Origin of the sequence: Krasilnikovia sp. MM14-A1004, assembly GCF_047159485.1 — a bacterium.
In the GTDB taxonomy this organism is placed as follows: Bacteria; Actinomycetota; Actinomycetes; order Mycobacteriales; family Micromonosporaceae; genus Actinoplanes.
On the sequence record NZ_AP038773.1, the window covers coordinates 2,301,534 to 2,318,989 of the forward strand.

The window sequence follows — 17,456 nt, forward strand, 5'->3', positions numbered from 1 at the left end:
CCAGCCCGGACGTCCGTGCGACCGCGATGGTGTTACCCTGGAATCCCGTGGGTGATCGGTTGCTGATCATCGCCGGTTGCAGGCTTCGAGATGAGACTTTTCGGGATCAGACTCGGAGCCGATGCGACCGCCTCGGATGACCACGGGAGCAGGCCTTGGCAGCAGCAGTGCGCGAGACGCGGCACATCTTCGTCACCGGAGGCGTCGCCTCCTCACTGGGCAAGGGCCTCACCGCCTCCAGCCTCGGTAACCTGTTGACCGCACGCGGGCTGCGCGTCGTCATGCAGAAGCTCGACCCCTACCTCAACGTCGACCCGGGCACGATGAACCCGTTCCAGCACGGCGAGGTCTTCGTGACCGAGGACGGCGCGGAGACGGACCTCGACGTCGGCCACTACGAGCGGTTCCTCGACCGGGAACTGTCGGCCAAGGCGAACGTCACCACCGGCCAGATCTATTCGGCGGTCATCGCCAAGGAGCGCCGCGGCGAGTACCTGGGCGACACGGTCCAGGTCATCCCGCACGTCACGAACGAGATCAAGGAACGCATCTTCGCGATGGCCGACCCGGACGACCGCGGTCGCCGTCCCGACGTGGTCATCACCGAGGTCGGCGGCACCGTGGGCGACATGGAGTCGCTGCCGTTCCTGGAAGCCATCCGCCAGGTGCGCCACGAGATCGGCCGGGACCGGGTCTTCTACCTGCACGTGTCGCTGGTGCCGTACCTGGCGCCGTCGGGGGAGCTGAAGACCAAGCCGACCCAGCACTCGGTGGCCGCGCTGCGCAACATCGGTATCCAGCCGGACGCGCTGGTGTGCCGCAGCGACCGGGAGATCCCGGAGAAGCTGCGGCACAAGCTGTCGCTGTACTGCGACGTCGACCGCGAGGCCGTGGTGGCCGCCCCCGACGCGCCGAGCATCTACGACATCCCGAAGGTGCTGCACCGCGCGGGCCTGGACGCGTACGTGGTGCGCCGGCTCGGTCTGTCCTTCCGGGATGTCGACTGGTCCACCTGGGACGACCTGCTGCAGCGGGTGCACCACCCGCGCCGCACGATCACGGTGGCGCTGGTCGGCAAGTACATCGACCTGCCCGACGCGTACCTGTCGGTGAGCGAGGCGATCCGGGCGGCCGGTTTCGCCAACCAGGCCCGGGTCAACATCCGCTGGGTGCCCAGCGACGACTGCGAGACCCCGGCGGGCGCGGCGCTCGCCCTCAAGGGCGTCGACGGCATCGTCATCCCCGGCGGCTTCGGCGTCCGCGGCATCGAAGGAAAGATCAACACTTCCCGGTACGCCCGGGAGAACCGCATCCCGGTGCTCGGGCTGTGCCTGGGCCTGCAGTGCATGACGATCGACGCGGCGCGGCACCTGGCCGGTCTGACCGGGGCGAACTCGCTGGAGTTCGCGGAGCAGGCGCAGCACCCGGTGATCTCCACGATGGCCGACCAGGAGGACATCGTCGCGGGCAAGGGCGACCTGGGCGGCACGATGCGCCTCGGCGCGTACCCGGCGGCGCTGGCCCCCGGCTCGATCGTCGCGCAGGCGTACGGCAGCACCGAGATCTCCGAGCGCCACCGCCACCGGTACGAGGTGAACAACTCCTACCGGGACAAGCTGGCCGCGGCGGGCCTGGTCTTCTCCGGCACCTCGCCGGACGGCCGCCTGGTCGAGTTCATCGAGCTGGACCGGGACACCCACCCGTTCTTCGTGGCCACCCAGGCGCACCCGGAGCTGAAGAGCCGCCCGACCCGCCCGCACCCGCTGTTCACGGCGTTCGTCGCGGCCGCGGTCGGCTACGCGGCCGCCGACGAGCTGCCGGTGGAGCCGCTGGCCGACTCGTCGTCCGCCGAGGCGGTCGCCGCCTCGTGACGACGTTCAGCCACGAGACCCGCTCCCGTACCCCGCGCTACGCCGGCCCGATCTTCTCTGTCTTCACCGACGAGGTGACGATGCCCGGCGGCGGGGTCGCCGCCCGCGACGTCACGGAGAACAAGGGCGCGGTCGGCGTCGTCGCCCTCGACGACGCCGACCGGGTCGTGCTGATCAAGCAGTACCGGCATCCGGTGCACCGCAAGCTGTGGGAGCTGCCGGCCGGGCTGCGCGACGTGGCCGGTGAGGGCCTGGCCGCGGCCGCGCTGCGGGAGCTGGCCGAGGAGGTCGATCTGGTCGCGGGCCGGGTGGACCTGCTGGTCGACCTGCACACCTCGCCGGGCTTCAGCAACGAGACGATCCGGCTGTTCCTGGCGCGGGAACTGTCGGAGGTGCCCGAGGCGCAGCGGCACGTGCGTACCGACGAGGAGGCCGACCTGGAGATCGTCCGCGTCGACCTGGACGAGGCGGTCGCGATGATCCTGCGCGGCGAGATCACCAACGCGTCCGCGGTGGGCGGGGTGCTGGCGGCGGCCGCCGCCCGGGCCGCGGGATGGACGACCCTGCGACCGGCGGACACCCCGGCCATCTGAGTACGGCGACGCCCGCCGGTCCCGGGAAGGGCCGGCGGGCGTTCACACTCTTGACACAATCCTGTGTCACGACGGATTCTGGGAGCGCTCCCAATTATCCCCGTCGATGGGTGTACCCATGAGACCGAGAACCGTCCCCCTGCTCACCGCCGGCCTGCTCGCCCTGGCCGGCACCCTCATGGCCCTGCCGAGCGCCTCCGCGGCCACCACCGGCTGCCGCGTCGCCTACCGGGTCACCAACCAGTGGACCGGCGGCTTCCAGGCCGACGTCACCGTCACCAACCTCGGCGATCCGCTGTCCGGCTGGAGCCTCGGCTTCGACTTCCCGGACGCCGCGCAGCACGTCACCCAGGGCTGGAACGCCACCTGGAGCCAGTCCGGCGCCCACATCACCGCCACCAACGCCGACTGGAACGGCGTGCTGGCCACCGGGTCGTCCACCCCGCTCGGCTTCCTCGGTGCCCGGGCCGACGCCAACCCCGACCCGACCGGTTTCACCCTCAACGGAGTCGCCTGCACCGGCGCAACCAGCACCCCGCCCCCCACGGGGGCTGCGCCCGCGCTCAAGGTGTCCGGCAACGAGCTGGTCACCTCCGCCGGTACGCCCGTCATCCTGCACGGCGTCAACCGCTCCGGCGGCGAGTTCGCCTGCATCCAGGGCAACGGCATCTGGGACGGCCCGATGGACCAGGCCTCGGTCACCGCGATGCGCTCCTGGAATGTCCGTGCGGTCCGGGTCCCGCTCAACGAGGAATGCTGGCTCGGCACCGCGTCCGTACCCGCGCAGTACGGCGGCGCCGCGTACCAGAACGAGGTCAGGGCCTACGTGAAGCTGCTGATCAGCAACGGCGTCACGCCGATCGTCGAGATGCACTGGAACCACGGCCAGTACACCGGGCCCTCCGCGGGCTGCAGCGACGTCAGGGCCACCTGCCAGAAGCCGATGCCCGACGCGCAGTACGCCCCCGCGTTCTGGACCGGCGTCGCGAGCGCGTTCAAGGGCAACGACGCGGTCGTGCTCGACCTGTTCAACGAGCCGTACCCGGAGCGGGCCACCGGCGACGCCACCGCCGGCTGGAAGTGCTGGCGCGACGGCGGCACCTGCCCCGGCATCGGCTACCCGGTGGCGGGGTTCCAGAGCCTGGTCGACACGGTCCGGGCCACCGGGGCCACCAACGTCATCCTGCTCGGCGGGCTGGCGTACGCGAATGATCTGAGCCAGTGGCTGACCTACCGGCCGAGCGACCCCACCGGCAACCTGGCCGCCTTCGCGCACGTCTACAACTTCAACGCCTGTGCGACCACGGCCTGCTGGACCAGCCAGTACGGGCCGGTGGCCGCCCGGGTCCCGCTGACGCTGTCCGAGATCGGCGAGAACGACTGCGCGCACGGCTTCGTCGACGGCCTGATGGACTGGGCCGACGCGCGCGGGGTCGGCTACCTGGGGTGGACCTGGAACACCTGGAACTGCGCCACCGGCCCGGCGCTGATCAGCGACTACACCGGCACGCCGACCGCGTTCGGGCAGGGCCTCAAGGATCGCCTGGCACGCGTCCCCTCGTGACGTGCGGTGACGTCCCGGGCCGCGGTCTGCCTTCCACTGGATGGGACGGTAGTCTCCGAGTGAGCCCCGTTCGGGTATAGGACCGAACGGACCCGGGACGTCACTCAGCGTTGAGGAAAGGACGGTGTCGGCTCGTGAAGGTCGGCATTCCCACCGAAGTCAAGAACAACGAGTTCCGGGTGGCGATCACCCCGGCTGGCGTGTTCGAGTTCACCCGCGCCGGACACGAGGTGTTCATACAGGCGGGAGCCGGGAACGGCTCCTCGATCGCGGACGCCGACTACGTCGCCGCGGGCGCCACGATCCTCGGCACCGCGGACGACGTCTGGGCCACCGCCGATCTGGTGCTCAAGGTCAAGGAGCCCATCGCGGAGGAGTACCACCGGATGCGCGAGGGGCAGGTTCTCTTCACCTACCTGCACCTGGCCGCCAGCAAGGAGTGCACCGACGCGCTCATCGACCGCAAGGTCACCGGCATCGCGTACGAGACCGTCGAGCTGCCGGACCGCTCGCTGCCCCTGCTGGCCCCGATGAGCGAGGTCGCGGGCCGGTTGGCGCCCATGGCCGGTGCGTACCACCTGATGCGTTCCGGCGGTGGCCGCGGCGTCCTGATGGGCGGTGTGCCCGGGGTGTACTCGGCCAAGACCGTGGTCATCGGCGCCGGGGTCGCGGGCCAGAACGCCGCCGCGATCGCGCTCGGCATGCAGTCCGAGGTGCTCGTGCTGGACAAGAACATCGCCCGGCTGCGCGCGCTCGACGCCGACTATCGGGGCCACCTGCAGACCGTGGCCAGCAACGCGTACGAGGTCGAGAAGGCCGTCCTCGACGCGGACCTGGTCGTCGGTGCGGTGCTGGTGCCCGGCGCCAAGGCCCCGACGCTGATCTCCAACGAGCTGGTGTCGCGCATGAAGCCCGGCAGCGTGCTCGTCGACATCTCCATCGACCAGGGCGGCTGCTTCGAGGACTCCCGGCCCACCACGCACGCCGAGCCGGTCTACCGGGTGCACAACTCGATGTTCTACTGCGTGGCCAACATGCCCGGCGCGGTCCCGCACACCAGCACGTACGCGCTGACCAACGTCACCCTGCCGTACGCGCTGGAGCTGGCCAACCGCGGCTGGCGCGACGCCGTGCAGGCCGACCCGGCGCTGGCCCTGGGCGTCAACACCTACGGCGGCCACGTCGTGTACGGCCCGGTCGCGGACGCGCACGGCATGCAGGTGCTGGCGCTGTCCGAGGTACTGCGCTGAACGAGCAACCGTCGGCCGCGCTGCGCCGGGTGGTCGGGACGTATCTCGACCACCTCACGGTGGAGCGCGGCCTGGCCGGCAACACCCTGCTGTCGTACCGGCGTGATCTCGACCGGTACCTGCAGAACCTGGCCGCCTCCGGGATCGCCGACCTGGCCGCCGTCGCCGAGGCCGACGTGGCGCGGCACCTCGCGCTGCTGCGCGAGGGCCAGGACGGGCACCCCGCCCTGTCGGCCGCCTCCGCGGCCCGCGCGGTCAGCGCGGTCCGCGGTCTGCACCGCTTCGCCGCCCGCGAGGGCGTCACCCCGCACGACGTCAGCCGCGAGGTACGCCCACCGGCCCCGCCCAAGCGGTTGCCCAAGGCACTCGACGTCGACCAGGTGGAACGCCTGCTGGCGGCGACCGGCGGCGACGACGGCCCGCTCGCCCTGCGCGACAGGGCACTGCTGGAGTTCCTGTACGGCACGGGCGCCCGGATCTCCGAGGCGGTCGGCGCGGACGTCGACGACCTCGACCGGGGCGAACCCAGCGCCGCGGTGCTGCACGGCAAGGGCGGCCGTACCCGTGTGGTGCCGGTCGGCCGGTACGCGCGCGCCACGCTCGACGCGTACCTCGTGCGGGGGCGGCCGACCCTGGTCGCCGCCGGGCGCGGCAGCCCGAAGGTCTTCCTCAACGCCCGCGGCGGGCCGCTGTCGCGGCAGAGCGCCTGGGCGATCCTGCGCCGCGCCGCCCAGCGCGCCGGGCTGGAGACCGACGGCCCGCACGCGGTCAGCCCGCACACGCTGCGGCACTCCTACGCCACCCACCTGCTCGACGGCGGCGCCGACGTGCGCGTGGTGCAGGAACTGCTCGGCCACGCGTCGGTGACCACGACGCAGGTATACACGCTGGTCACGGTCGACCGGCTGCGCGAGGTGTACGCAACCGCGCACCCCCGCGCGCGCTGAGCCCGGCATCCGACGGTGCGACACGCCGAATGTTCACCCTGGCCCGGCGCTGCGCGTGGCGTACAGTCGAGCATCGGCTGAGCCAACCCGCGGCGGAAACAGAGATCAACCCCGGGACAGGGCGACGAGTCGAAAGGGGGCGACGGGACGACATGGCGGGCAACGGCGACCAGGCAGAGGCCTGGACTACGGCCCTGCGTGAGCAGCAGAGCTCCCTCGACCTCGGCGCGGATCTGGGCCCGGCCGATCCCTCGGCGTACACGATGCGCCGCCCGATCCCCGAGCCCATGCCGACCGACCGGCACGGCCCGGCGCGGATCATCGCCCTGGCCAACCAGAAGGGCGGGGTCGGCAAGACCACCACCACGATCAACCTGGGTGCCGCCCTGGCCGAGTACGGCCGCAAGGTCCTGCTCGTCGACTTCGATCCGCAGGGCGCCTGCTCGGTCGGCCTCGGCGTCAACCCGCACAACCTCGACCTGAGCGTCTACAACCTGCTGATGCAGGACGACGTCACCACCGAGGACGTCATCATCAAGACGGATGTCGCGGGGCTGCACCTGCTGCCCGCCAACATCGACCTGTCCGCGGCCGAGATCCAGCTGGTCAACGAGGTCGCCCGGGAGATGGCACTGGCCCGCACGCTGCGCAGCGTGCGCAAGGAATACGACTTCATCCTCATCGACTGCCAGCCGTCGCTGGGCCTGCTGGCCATCAACGCGCTGACTGTCGCGCACGGGGTGCTCATCCCGCTGGAGTGCGAGTTCTTCAGCCTGCGCGGCGTGGCCCTGCTGCTGGACACCATCGACAAGGTGCGCGAGCGGCTCAACTTCGACCTCGAACTCGAAGGCATCCTCGCCACCATGTACGACAGCCGCACCACGCACTGCCGCCAGGTGCTGCAGCGGGTCGTCGAGGCGTTCGGCGACAAGGTCTACCAGACGGTCATCACCAAGACGGTCAAGTTCCCGGAGTCGACGGTGGCCGGTGCGCCGATCACCACCCTGGACCCCGCCTCCTCGGGGGCGCGCAACTACCGCCAGCTCGCCCGCGAGGTGATCGCCGCGCAAGCCGAGCGGGACTGACCCCGGTGCTGTTCGCCCTCGGCCAGCCGGTGGCCTTCGCCGGGCTGCTGCTCGCGTTCCTGCTCGGACTGCTGCTGCGCGCCCTCGCCATCCGGATCAGCGCCCGCGCCCTCGGCCTCACCGCACCCCGCGAGCCGATCACCCCGCGCCCGCGTGAGGACATCGACCCGTTCGGCGCGGTCGCCGCCGCGGTCGGCGGGGCCGGCTGGGGCAAGGTCCTCGACGTGGACGAGGTGCCGCGCTTCCGCGGCCGGGGCCGCGCCGCGGCGATCTTCGCCGCCGGGCCCCTCACGGTGCTGCTGGCCGCGCAGGTCGCCCTGCTGGCGTTCCGGCTGCTCTTTCCGGACTCCTTCTTCTACCTGGAGTCGCTGAGTCCGGCCCAGGTGCTGCAGGGCCAATTCGACGCACCGTACGCCGAGCAGTTCGTGCTCGCCCTGGCGGTCGGGCTGCTGGCCTTCGGGCTGCTGGCGCTGATCCCGATGCCCCCGCTGGACGGTTTCGGGCTGCTCTGGTCCGCGTACCGGCAGGCCGGGCACGGCATGCAGTGGTACCGGCTGTGGTTCGAGCACAAGAACGTCGGCGTGATCATCCTGATCGTCTGCTCATTCTTTCCGCTGGGCGGCCCCCTGCTGCTGCTCCCGATCAACCTGGTCGGCGGGCTCGTGCTCCAACTGTGGTCCTAGCCGCTTTCGCGGGATCCAGTCACCCGTTGCGCCGTGGCGCGTTGGCATGATCAAGACGTGGTTTCCCAGGGTGCGGGGGTCGGCAGGTGAGCCTTGACCAGGCTGTCGGGCCGGTGGTCTACGGTCAACGCGTGTCCGAGTCACCCCCCACCGAGCCCGTCTCGGCCGAACCCGACGCCGCGCCGCCGGGTGAGTCCGGTGGGTTCACGGTGCGGCTGGACAACTTCACCGGCCCGTTCGACCTGCTGCTGCAGCTCATCGGCAAGCACAAGCTGGACGTCACCGAGGTGGCGCTGCACCAGGTCACGGACGACTTCATCGCGTACATCCGGGCCATGGGCGACGACTGGGACCTCGACGAGGCCAGCGAGTTCCTGCTGGTGGCGGCCACCCTGCTCGACCTCAAGGCGGCCCGGCTGCTGCCCGCCGCCGAGGTGGAGGACGAGGAGGACCTGGCCCTGCTGGAGGCGCGTGACCTGCTGTTCGCCCGGCTGCTGCAGTACAAGGCGTTCAAGGAGGCCGCCGCCCACCTCGCCGAGCTCGAGGGCACCGGCGCCCGGCGCTGGCCCCGCGCGGTCTCCCTCGAACCGAGGTACGCCGAGGCCCTGCCCGACCTGGTGCTCGGCATCGGCGCGCAGCGGCTGCTCAAGCTCGCGATCAAGCAGTTCACCCCCAAGCCGGGCCCGCCCGAGGTGTCGATCGCGCACATCCACCAGGTCCGGGTCAGCGTCCGCGAACACGCCAACCTGCTGCGCGAGCGGCTGCGCCGGGCCGGCAACGCCACTTTCCGCCTGCTCGTCGCCGACTGCGACAACACGCTGGAAGTGGTGGCCCGCTTCCTGGCCCTGCTGGAGTTGTACCGCGAGGGCCTGGTCGAGTTCGACCAGCCCGTCTCGCTGGACGAGCTGACCGTGCGCTGGACCGGCGGCGACGACGCCGATGCCGTCGAGCTCGACATCGACGACTACGAGGGCACGCCACCCAAGCCCGAACCCGACCCGGCCGCAGCGCAGGAGACGTCATGACCGACGAGCGACCCGACTCCCTGGCCGAGCAGGCCGCCACGTGGGTGCCCCCGTGGGAACGCGCGCAGCGTGCGCCGGACCGTGCCTACCAAGCCGCTCACCAGGCCGACGAGGGGGAGCCGTTCCTGGACGCGGGGTATCCGGACTCCGTCGATGAGGCCGGGGAGCCCGCCGGGGAGTCCCGGCTCGTGGAGGACGGCGAGGCGACGGAGCCGCCGGTGCTGGAGGCGATCGACGACTCCGCGCCCGGCGGGGCGCCGGAGCCGGGATCGCCGGTCGACGCCGCGGTCGCCGAGCAGTCCCGTCCGGATCACGCCGATCCGGCCGAGTCCGCCGAGGGCGATTGGGCGCTGGACCTGGACGCCGAGCCGGTGCCGCCCGGCGTGGAGGCGGAACCGGTTTCGGATCTTGACACCGGCTATGAACCGGCAGCCGCTGGGCCCGACGCGGATCTACCGCCGGTCGCCGAGGCCGACGTTGAGCCGGCTCCGGCGGCTGAGGTTGACGCTGAGCCGGCTCCGGCGGCCGTGGCCGACGTTGAGGTGGCTCCGGCGGCCGAGGCCGACGTGGAGCCGATGGGCGATGCCGAGCTGCATGCCGCGCTCGAGGCGATTCTGCTCGTCGTCGACGAACCGGTCGCCGAGCTGCAGCTCGCCCAGATCCTCGAGGAGCCCGCCGAGCGGGTCGCCGCCGCTCTGGAGGACATCTCCGCGGGCTACACCGCGGCGGGACACGGCTTCGACCTGCGCCGGGCCGCGGGCGGCTGGCGGCTCTACACCCGGCCGGAGTACGCCCGGTACGTCGAGCGGTTCGTGCTGGACGGGCAGTCCGTACGGCTCACCCAGGCCGCCCTGGAAACACTCGCGGTGGTCGCGTACAAACAGCCGGTGACCCGCTCGCGCATCTCCGCCATCCGCGGTGTGAACTGTGACGGCGTCATGCGTACGCTGGTGACCCGCGGCCTCATCGAGGAGTGCGGCACCGAGCGCGAAACCGGGGCGTTCCTCTACCGGACGACCACCCTGTTCCTCGAGAAGCTCGGCCTCAACTCGGTCGACCAGCTGCCCCCGCTGGCCCCGTTCCTACCCGACGACGTGGAAGAAGTGCTCGATGCCTCAGGCTGACCCGGCCACCTCCGTACGGCTGCAGAAGGTCCTCGCGACCGCCGGAATCGGCTCCCGGCGCGCCTGCGAGGACCTGATCTTCCGCCGGCGCGTCACCGTGAACGGCAAGGTCGCGCAGCTCGGCGACAAGGTGAACCCCGACACGGACGAGATCCACGTCGACGGCCAGCGCGTGGTCACCGACACCAAGATGGTGTACCTGGCCATGAACAAGCCCCGCGGCGTCGTCTCCAGCATGGACGACGAGAAGGGCCGCAACGAGCTCGCCGAGTTCCTCGGCACGTTCGAGCAGCGCGTCTTCCACGTCGGCCGGCTCGACGCCGACAGCGAGGGACTGCTGCTGCTCACCAACGACGGTGAACTGGCGCACAAGCTGATGCACCCGTCGTTCGGGGTCGCCAAGACGTACCTGGCCGAGGTGGCGGGGCCGCTGCCGCGCAGCGTCGGGCGCCAGTTGCAGTCCGGCGTCGAGCTCGAGGACGGCTTCGCCCGCGTCGACACCTTCCGGCTGGTGGACACGTTCGGCAAGACCGCGCAGATCGAGGTGACGCTGCACGAGGGGCGCAAGCACATCGTGCGGCGCATGATGGACGCGGTGGGCCATCCGGTCAGCAGGCTCATCCGTACGGCGGTCGGCCCGATCCGACTCGGCGACATGCGGCCCGGCGGCTTCCGGCACCTGTCGAACGCCGAGATCGGGGCCCTGTTCAAGGCCGTCGGGGACTGAGTCCGCAGAGGTTCCGGGCGCCGGGCACAATAGGAGGGTTGGTCGACCCGGGGGACTGTCGGTCGGCCCGGGGACTGAGGAGGAACGGTGGCGGAACAAGTACGGCCGGCGAGGTGCGTGGTGGCCGTCGACGGTCCCTCCGGATCGGGCAAATCCACCGTCTCCCGGCGTCTCGCCACCGCGCTCGACGGCGTCTACCTCGACACCGGCGCCATGTACCGGGCGGTGACCTGGGCGGTCCTGCAAGCCGGGGTCGACCTGCAGGACTCCGAGGCCATCGCCAAGATCGCGCAGGAGACCGAGCTGTCCATCGGTACGGACCCGGTCGCCCCGCACTTCTTCGCGAACGGGACGAACGTCGACAGCCCCATCCGTGGCCCCGAGGTGACCGGCGCGGTCTCCGCGGTCGCCGCCGTCCCCGCCGTACGCCGCCTGCTTGTCGAACAGCAGCGTGCCCTCATCGGCGACGCCCCGCGCATCGTCGTCGAAGGCCGTGACATCGCCTCGGTGGTCGCCCCCGACGCCGACCTCAAGGTCTACCTCACCGCCTCCGCCGCGGCCCGCGCCCAGCGCCGCAGCGCCGAGGACGCCACCGACGTCGCCGCCACCCGGGCCGACCTGGCCCGCCGCGACCGGCTCGACTCCAGCCGCGCCACCGACCCCCTGCGCCAGGCCGACGACGCCGTCGAGGTGGACACCACCGGCATGGGCATCGACGAGGTCGTGGCGCACCTGCTCGACCTGCTGAACAGCAAGGCATCTTCGTGACCGACTTCCCGATCGATCTCTCCGAATTCGAGATCGACGACTTCTCCACCGCGCCGGACACCGACGAGGCGCCCACCGGCCCCGCCCCCGTGGTCGCCGTCGTCGGCCGCCCCAACGTGGGCAAGTCGACGCTGGTCAACCGGATCATCGGCCGCCGCCAGGCCGTGGTCGAGGACGTACCCGGCGTGACCCGTGACCGCGTACCGTATGACGCCCAATGGAACGGCCGGCGCTTCACCGTCGTCGACACCGGCGGCTGGGAGCCCGACGCCAAGGACCGGGCCGCCGCCATCGCCGCCCAGGCCGAGATCGCGGTGCAGACCGCCGACGTCGTCATCTTCGTCGTGGACGTGACCGTCGGTGCCACCGACGTCGACGAGGCCGCGGTCAGGATGCTGCGGCGCAGCTCCAAGCCGGTCATCCTGATCGCCAACAAGGCCGACAACCAGAGCCTGGAGGTCGAGGCGACCTCGCTGTGGTCGCTCGGACTGGGTGAGCCGCACCCGATCAGCGCACTGCACGGCCGCGGCTCCGGTGACCTGCTCGACGCGATCCTCGCGGCCATGCCGCCCGCGCCGCCCATCATCGAAGGCGGCCCCCGCGGTCCCCGCCGGGTCGCCCTGGTCGGACGCCCCAACGTCGGCAAGTCCAGCCTGCTCAACCGCCTCGCCAAGGAGGAACGTGCCGTCGTCGACTCGGTCGCCGGCACCACGGTCGACCCGGTCGACAGCCTCGTGGAGATGGACGGCGAGGTGTGGCAGTTCGTCGACACCGCCGGCCTGCGCAAGCGGGTCAACCAGGCCAGCGGCACGGAGTACTACGCCTCCCTGCGAACCGCGGGCGCGGTCGAGGCCGCCGAGGTGGCGGTCGTCCTGCTCGACGCGTCCGAGACCATCAGCGAACAGGACCAGCGGGTGCTCACCTCCGTCGTGGAGGCGGGCCGGGCGCTGGTCATCGCGTTCAACAAATGGGACCTCGTCGACGAGGACCGGCGGTACTACCTCGACAAGGAGATCGACCGGGACCTCAAGCGGATCCCGTGGGCGATCCGGGTCAACATCTCCGCCAAGACGGGCCGGGCGGTCGACAAGCTCGCACCGGCGCTGCGCCGCGCCCTGGCCTCCTGGGAGCAGCGCGTGGCGACCGGGGCGCTGAACCAGTGGCTGACCGCCCTCACGCAGGCCACCCCCCACCCCGTACGTGGTGGCCGGGCTCCCCGGGTGCTGTTCGCGACCCAGGCGGGGGTGGCGCCGCCCCGGTTCGTGCTGTTCACGACCGGGCCGCTGGATGCGGGGTATCTGCGCTTCGTCGAGCGCAAGCTGCGCGAGGAGTTCGGGTACGAGGGCACGCCGATCGAGGTGTCCGTACGGCCGCGCAAGAAGACAGGTCCGGGGGGACGGGGCAAGGCGCACGGGTAGGGCATGCCGGTGCGCGGGGTTCCGTGCCGCCTTGGTAAGCTTTCCGAGTCGCCGCACCCCGGTTTGGGGGTGGGGTTACGGGCTGTAGCGCAGCTTGGTAGCGCACTTGACTGGGGGTCAAGGGGTCGCAGGTTCAAATCCTGTCAGCCCGACAGCGAGAGGGTCTCTGCAGGTCAGAGGCCCTCTTTTGTGATCTAGGACGTTCTGCCGGGTCAAGCACGCCGCTTGTAGACCCCTTGACTCGGCAGGTGACGAACATGCCCCTGATGAACCTCGACCGCATGTGCGAGGACCTCGAGGCCGGCGACTGGGCCGGCTTCCTGAAAGACTGGGACCGCAGCCTCCGGGCCGCGAACCACCCGGAGACCACCCGCTACAACTACCTTCTGGCCGCATCACAACTGGCCAAGTATCTGGCGACGGAATCGCCGGACCCGGACGCCGACGACGCTGTGAAAGACCCGACCGTCGTGACCAAAGCGCACGTCGAATCGTTCCAGGCGTGGATGATCGAGACCCGGTCCGCGTCGACCGCGCTGAACAAGCACAAAGGGTTGCAGCAGTTCTTCAAATACCTCCTCGACGAGGAGGAGATCGACAAGTCTCCGATGGCCCGGGTGAAAGCGCCGCAGACCCCGCAGAAACTCGTGCCGATCATGGGCGACGACGACACGAAGAAACTGCTCGAGGGCACCAAAGGCAAAACGTTCATGGCGCTGCGCGACGAAGCGCTGATCCGGCTGTACTACAACACCGGTGCCCGGCTGTCGGAGATCGGCAACCTGTCGCTGACCGATCTGGACATGAACACCGAGTCGGTGCACCTGCACGGCAAAGGCGCGAAGGACCGGCGCGTGCGATTCGGGCCGAAGACGTCCCGGGCGTTGTCGCGGTATCTGCGGGCCCGCGCGAAACGTAAAGGCGCGGCGGACGTCCAGCAGCTGTGGATGGCCGACAGGGGAATCCGGCCGTTGACTCCGAACGGGATCAAGCTGATGCTCAAACGCCGTGGCGCCGCGGCTGGGGTGAAGGACACGCACGCACACCGATGGCGGCACAACTTCGCCCACGAGTGGCACAAGGCCGGCGGGAACACCGGTGATCTGATGCTGCTGCTCGGTTGGGCCTCGGAAGACATGCCCCGCCGGTACGGCGCGAGCGCCGCCGCGGAGCGGGCCCAGGAGCTTCAGATCCGGATGAGGATCGGCGAGAACGTCTGACCGACCGATCGTGGCCCGCGGAAGACGCTCTTCCGCGGGCCGTGCTCGCCGTCGATGTCGAAATCTGCGCCGGAACCAGTTTAGGGAGCGCCAGCAGCGTGAGTCAGCCGCCGAATCCTGTGAGTTCACCGCCGTGCCGGTGGGCAAGTGAGGATAGCTGCGCGACCCGGGCGTGGTGGCTCGGGTCGGGGGGCAGATCGGGGAACACCGCTGCGATCTGCCAGCCGTTCGAGCGGCTTGCGTCTTCGGTGCGGTGTCGGCTGACTTCACCGCCGAGATCGGTCAACGCGGCCATGCAGGCCTCGGCTTCCTAGTCCGGGACGTCGAGGTAGTAGGTGGTTGGCGCGGCATCGGCTCGGGATAGTCGCCGTAGTCCTCTGACATTGCCCAGTGCATGCGCTGGCAAAGGTCGGCCAGCAGGGCGTTCAGCTCACCTGCCGAGGCCCTGTCGGGCAGCGGCCCGTGACGGGTGAGTCGGCTGAGTAGGCGCCGTACCAAGTCCGGCGAGAGCTCGTCGGCCAGTAGATGGGCATGCACGGTGGCGAGTACCCCGAAGATCGCCTCGAGGTCGGCCATCGGTAGTGCCCGTGACTGCGGTTCCGCTCACGTCACGCTACTGGTCATGGCGGGCCCAGGCGGTAGGGGACGGCCGGGCCTGCGAGTTCATAACTGAGCCTTTTCAACCTGTCCCGGGCGCAGCGCTTTGGTGGCAACGGTGCAGAAAGCGGTAGCTCCGGGTCGTGGTGAAGGCCATCATGTCCGCGTGAAGCAGTACCGGAGGCTCGATGACCCGCTCAACGGCGCAGATGTCGTGGTCGTCGGTCTGTTCTCGGCCAAGGAAAGGGACTACGAGGTCCGGCTCGACGAGCTTGCCGCCGTAGTCGAGGCGCGTGGTGGTCGGGTGGTGGGTCGATACGTTCAACGCCGGGGTGCCTCCGACCGGTGGAAGGAACGTCCCGGCGGGGCCGCCCGGATGTCGCGGCCCTTCTCTCGCCGGACGCTGCTGACACAGGGCAAGGTCCGGGAGATCGCCGATGCCTGCCGACAGGGGGACGTCGACGCCGCGGTCTTCGTGAACGCCCTGACACCCGTTCAGCGGACAGTCTTGGCCGGCATCCTGGGCTGTGTCGTATTCAGCGGCGGCGACCTCGCCGTCCACGGCGGGACAGGGTAGCGGCAGACCGCCGAAGGCGAGTGCAGCCCGCCGTATCGTGCTGCGAAGCGGTTGGCTTCAGTGCGGTGCAGAACGAGGATGGCCTGCACGATCGCGGTCACGCGGCGTGGGCAACAACGCAGCTTGGCCAGGATCTTCCAGGTCTTGAGGTGGCGATCGCTCGTTCGCCGCGGGCGCGGATCTTTGTGTGAGCGCGGTTGACGGCCTTTTGCCGCCGCGACAGCTTCGGCCGGAAGCGACGTCGCTTGAACGGGGTCCGCCCAATGCCGCGGGCGCCGTGATATCTCTTGTCGGCGAAGGTCATTACGTCCTCGCTGGTCAGGGCGTCCTGAAGGGCCGCCGTAGGCAAGCCTGGGGCCGCTCGTCGCCATCGGTCGTGGAGCCAGCCTGTTGCCAGGCGGATTCGAGCTTGCCGCCCGAGTCCTTGAGGGCTTGCCGGCTCGCCAGGGGGTGGCATCCCCCCGGCATCCCCCGGCATCCCCCTTCACCCTTCCTGGTCCGGTGTCGCCGGATGACCATGGAAGGCAAGGGATCGCAGACGTCGATGTCGGCGTGACGCTGTTTTGCGCGCAGTCAAGGGGTCTGCCGATTGAGGATGGTCGTTAGGGGGTGGTGTCTGTGCTGGATCTGCGTCAGATCTGCCGCGGTGTCGCGCCGTTGTGGTTCGACTTCATCCGCGACTGGGACCGGACCTTACGGGCCCGGAACTATCCGGAGACCACCCGCTACAGCTATCTGCTCGCCGCTGCCCAGCTCGACCGGTATCTGCTGGACAACGCGGCCCGGCTGAACGCCGAGGACGCGTCGGCCGATCCGACAGAGGTGCAGCGCGGCCACGTCGAGGAGTTCCAGGCCTGGATGGTGGCCACCCGCTCGGCGTCGACGGCATTGACCAAGCACAAGGGATTGCAGCAGTTCTACCGATGGCTGACAGAGGAGGAAGACCTCGTCCGGTCTCCGCTGGAGCGGGTCCGGCAGTCGAAGACCGAGCAGAAGCTGATCCCGATCCTGGGGGATGCGGATACGGCGAAGATCCTCGCCACCTGCAAGGGCAAGCAGTTCACCGATCTTCGCGACGAGGCGATCATCCGGGTGCTGTTCAACACCGGCGCCCGCCTGGCGGAGGTCACCGGACTGACCGTCGGAGATGTCGACCTCGACCTGGACTCGCTGCTGTTTCACGGCAAGGGCGCCAAGGAGCGGCGGGTGCGTTTCGGGCCGAAGACCGGCCGGGCGTTGAGCCGCTACTTGAGGGCCCGGGTCGGGCGGCGCGGGTTCGGCGGGCAGGCGCTGTGGCTGCCGGCGCGGGGCGTGGTTCCGCTGTCGTCGAACGGCGTCAAGATCATGCTGCGCCGGCGTGGCCGGCGGGCGGGGGTCGCGGACGTGCACGCGCACCGATGGCGCCACAACTTCGCGCACGAGTGGAAACTCGCCGGCGGTGACACCGGGGATCTGATGCTGGTGCTCGGCTGGTCGTCCGACGACATGCCGCGCCGGTACGGGGCCAGCGCTGCCGCCGAGCGTGCGCAGCTGACCCATGCCCGGCTGCAGATCGGCGAGCGAATCTGATGGGGGAGTGGCCGGGGGAGGAGCGGGGGATGGGTTTGACACCGCAGCAGCGCACGAGGCGGGCGCGGATCGCGGCGCACCTGTCGTGGGCGAACACCGCGGACCGCGCGGGCAGGACGCAGCCGGCGACGAAGTCGTTCCTGGCGCGGTTCGAGCGTCAGGTCGACCCGCTCGGGGTGCTGCCGGTCGAGCTGCGGCAGCAGATGGCGTTGCACGCTCGGCGGGCGTACATGATGCAGCTGGCCGAGCGGTCGGCGAAGGCGCGCAAGCGTGCGGCGCAGGCCCGTCGGGACGAACAGCGATAGCTCCGGTCGGTCGATGTCTGCGTGAGCGTGTGACCTGATCTCGCAGGTCGGTGATGCCGGCAGCTGAATCGGGCCGGGCTGATTGTTGACGTCCTGAGCGTTCGGCCGCCGGTGATGGCGGGCGTGACAAATC

The 17,456-nt window shown here is 70.4% G+C and carries 17 protein-coding genes, 1 tRNA gene and 1 pseudogene; 17 read left to right on the forward strand and 2 right to left on the reverse strand.

Annotated features, from left to right (window positions below; all coding sequences use genetic code 11):
* Nucleotides 1-155: 155 nt before the first annotated feature.
* The 14 genes from ACMCNN_RS10500 (at nucleotide 156) to ACMCNN_RS10565 (ending at nucleotide 14,275) form a co-directional block, all read left to right on the forward strand.
* Entirely contained in the window at nucleotides 156-1,871 is a 1,716-nt protein-coding gene (locus ACMCNN_RS10500; RefSeq protein WP_412745989.1) for a CTP synthase, read from the forward strand.
* A complete protein-coding gene (locus ACMCNN_RS10505; protein WP_412745990.1) occupies nucleotides 1,868-2,464 on the forward strand; it encodes an NUDIX domain-containing protein in 597 nt (198 codons plus the stop codon). Before ACMCNN_RS10500 ends, ACMCNN_RS10505 begins: the two co-directional genes overlap by 4 nt.
* Nucleotides 2,465-2,582: 118 nt before the next feature.
* The gene (locus ACMCNN_RS10510) at nucleotides 2,583-4,028 is read left to right on the forward strand and encodes a cellulose binding domain-containing protein (RefSeq protein WP_412745991.1); all 1,446 of its coding nucleotides are present in this window, start codon (nucleotides 2,583-2,585) and stop codon (nucleotides 4,026-4,028) included.
* A 134-nt stretch (nucleotides 4,029-4,162) separates the two neighbouring features.
* Nucleotides 4,163-5,278 carry an alanine dehydrogenase gene (ald, locus tag ACMCNN_RS10515; RefSeq protein WP_412745992.1) on the forward strand — a complete coding sequence of 372 codons (1,116 nt, stop codon included), beginning with the start codon at nucleotides 4,163-4,165 and terminating at the stop codon, nucleotides 5,276-5,278.
* Nucleotides 5,275-6,225, forward strand: a complete 951-nt coding sequence (locus tag ACMCNN_RS10520; protein WP_412747128.1) for a site-specific tyrosine recombinase XerD — start codon at nucleotides 5,275-5,277, stop codon at nucleotides 6,223-6,225. The genes ald and ACMCNN_RS10520 overlap by 4 nt, the downstream gene beginning before the upstream one ends.
* A 152-nt stretch (nucleotides 6,226-6,377) precedes the next feature.
* Nucleotides 6,378-7,310, forward strand: a complete 933-nt coding sequence (locus ACMCNN_RS10525; protein ID WP_412745993.1) for a ParA family protein — start codon at nucleotides 6,378-6,380, stop codon at nucleotides 7,308-7,310.
* 5 nt (nucleotides 7,311-7,315) lie between these two features.
* The gene (locus ACMCNN_RS10530; protein WP_412745994.1) at nucleotides 7,316-7,993 is read left to right on the forward strand and encodes a hypothetical protein; all 678 of its coding nucleotides are present in this window, start codon (nucleotides 7,316-7,318) and stop codon (nucleotides 7,991-7,993) included.
* A gap of 113 nt (nucleotides 7,994-8,106) precedes the next feature.
* Nucleotides 8,107-9,018, forward strand: coding sequence for a segregation and condensation protein A (locus ACMCNN_RS10535; RefSeq protein ID WP_412747129.1), 912 nt, complete (start codon nucleotides 8,107-8,109; stop codon nucleotides 9,016-9,018).
* A 350-nt stretch (nucleotides 9,019-9,368) separates the two neighbouring features.
* Nucleotides 9,369-10,142, forward strand: coding sequence for an SMC-Scp complex subunit ScpB (gene scpB, locus ACMCNN_RS10540; protein WP_412747130.1), 774 nt, complete (start codon nucleotides 9,369-9,371; stop codon nucleotides 10,140-10,142).
* Nucleotides 10,129-10,869, forward strand: a complete 741-nt coding sequence (locus tag ACMCNN_RS10545; RefSeq protein ID WP_412745995.1) for a pseudouridine synthase — start codon at nucleotides 10,129-10,131, stop codon at nucleotides 10,867-10,869. Before scpB ends, ACMCNN_RS10545 begins: the two co-directional genes overlap by 14 nt.
* Nucleotides 10,870-10,956: 87 nt before the next feature.
* Nucleotides 10,957-11,637: a (d)CMP kinase gene (gene cmk / locus ACMCNN_RS10550; protein ID WP_412745996.1), complete on the forward strand. Its 681-nt coding sequence runs from the start codon at nucleotides 10,957-10,959 to the stop codon at nucleotides 11,635-11,637.
* Nucleotides 11,634-13,055, forward strand: coding sequence for a ribosome biogenesis GTPase Der (gene der, locus ACMCNN_RS10555; protein WP_412745997.1), 1,422 nt, complete (start codon nucleotides 11,634-11,636; stop codon nucleotides 13,053-13,055). The genes cmk and der overlap by 4 nt, the downstream gene beginning before the upstream one ends.
* Nucleotides 13,056-13,133: 78 nt before the next feature.
* Nucleotides 13,134-13,207: transfer RNA gene (locus ACMCNN_RS10560), tRNA-Pro, on the forward strand.
* Between the two features lie 114 nt (nucleotides 13,208-13,321).
* Nucleotides 13,322-14,275: a tyrosine-type recombinase/integrase gene (locus ACMCNN_RS10565; protein ID WP_412745998.1), complete on the forward strand. Its 954-nt coding sequence runs from the start codon at nucleotides 13,322-13,324 to the stop codon at nucleotides 14,273-14,275.
* A gap of 103 nt (nucleotides 14,276-14,378) precedes the next feature.
* On the opposite strand, the gene ACMCNN_RS10570 is transcribed toward ACMCNN_RS10565, so the two are convergent.
* Nucleotides 14,379-14,570 carry a hypothetical protein gene (locus ACMCNN_RS10570; protein WP_412745999.1) on the reverse strand — a complete coding sequence of 64 codons (192 nt, stop codon included), beginning with the start codon at nucleotides 14,568-14,570 and terminating at the stop codon, nucleotides 14,379-14,381.
* A gap of 468 nt (nucleotides 14,571-15,038) precedes the next feature.
* Here ACMCNN_RS10570 and ACMCNN_RS10575 point away from each other — a divergent pair, with 468 nt between their 5' ends.
* On the forward strand, nucleotides 15,039-15,449 hold the full coding sequence (locus ACMCNN_RS10575; RefSeq protein WP_412746000.1) for a hypothetical protein: 411 nt from the start codon (nucleotides 15,039-15,041) through the stop codon (nucleotides 15,447-15,449).
* Between the two features lie 41 nt (nucleotides 15,450-15,490).
* Here the strand turns inward: ACMCNN_RS10575 and ACMCNN_RS10580 are convergent.
* Nucleotides 15,491-15,810 (reverse strand): annotated as a pseudogene (locus ACMCNN_RS10580) (transposase family protein); the annotation flags it as partial.
* Nucleotides 15,811-16,067: 257 nt separating this feature from the next.
* Between ACMCNN_RS10580 and ACMCNN_RS10585 the strand changes: the two are divergent.
* Both ACMCNN_RS10585 and ACMCNN_RS10590 read left to right on the forward strand, forming a co-directional pair.
* Nucleotides 16,068-17,018: a tyrosine-type recombinase/integrase gene (locus tag ACMCNN_RS10585; protein WP_412746001.1), complete on the forward strand. Its 951-nt coding sequence runs from the start codon at nucleotides 16,068-16,070 to the stop codon at nucleotides 17,016-17,018.
* 29 nt (nucleotides 17,019-17,047) lie between these two features.
* On the forward strand, nucleotides 17,048-17,323 hold the full coding sequence (locus tag ACMCNN_RS10590; protein ID WP_412746002.1) for a hypothetical protein: 276 nt from the start codon (nucleotides 17,048-17,050) through the stop codon (nucleotides 17,321-17,323).
* Nucleotides 17,324-17,456: the final 133 nt, after the last annotated feature.

Coding starts and splice junctions, on each gene's coding strand:
- ACMCNN_RS10510 (WP_412745991.1), top strand. CDS start 2,583: ATGAGACCGAGAACCGTCCCCCTGCTCACCGCCGGCCTGCTCGCCCTG.
- ACMCNN_RS10525 (WP_412745993.1), top strand. CDS start 6,378: ATGGCGGGCAACGGCGACCAGGCAGAGGCCTGGACTACGGCCCTGCGT.
- ACMCNN_RS10545 (WP_412745995.1), top strand. CDS start 10,129: ATGCCTCAGGCTGACCCGGCCACCTCCGTACGGCTGCAGAAGGTCCTC.
- ACMCNN_RS10565 (WP_412745998.1), top strand. CDS start 13,322: ATGAACCTCGACCGCATGTGCGAGGACCTCGAGGCCGGCGACTGGGCC.
- ACMCNN_RS10570 (WP_412745999.1), bottom strand. CDS start 14,570: ATGGCCGCGTTGACCGATCTCGGCGGTGAAGTCAGCCGACACCGCACC.
- ACMCNN_RS10590 (WP_412746002.1), top strand. CDS start 17,048: ATGGGTTTGACACCGCAGCAGCGCACGAGGCGGGCGCGGATCGCGGCG.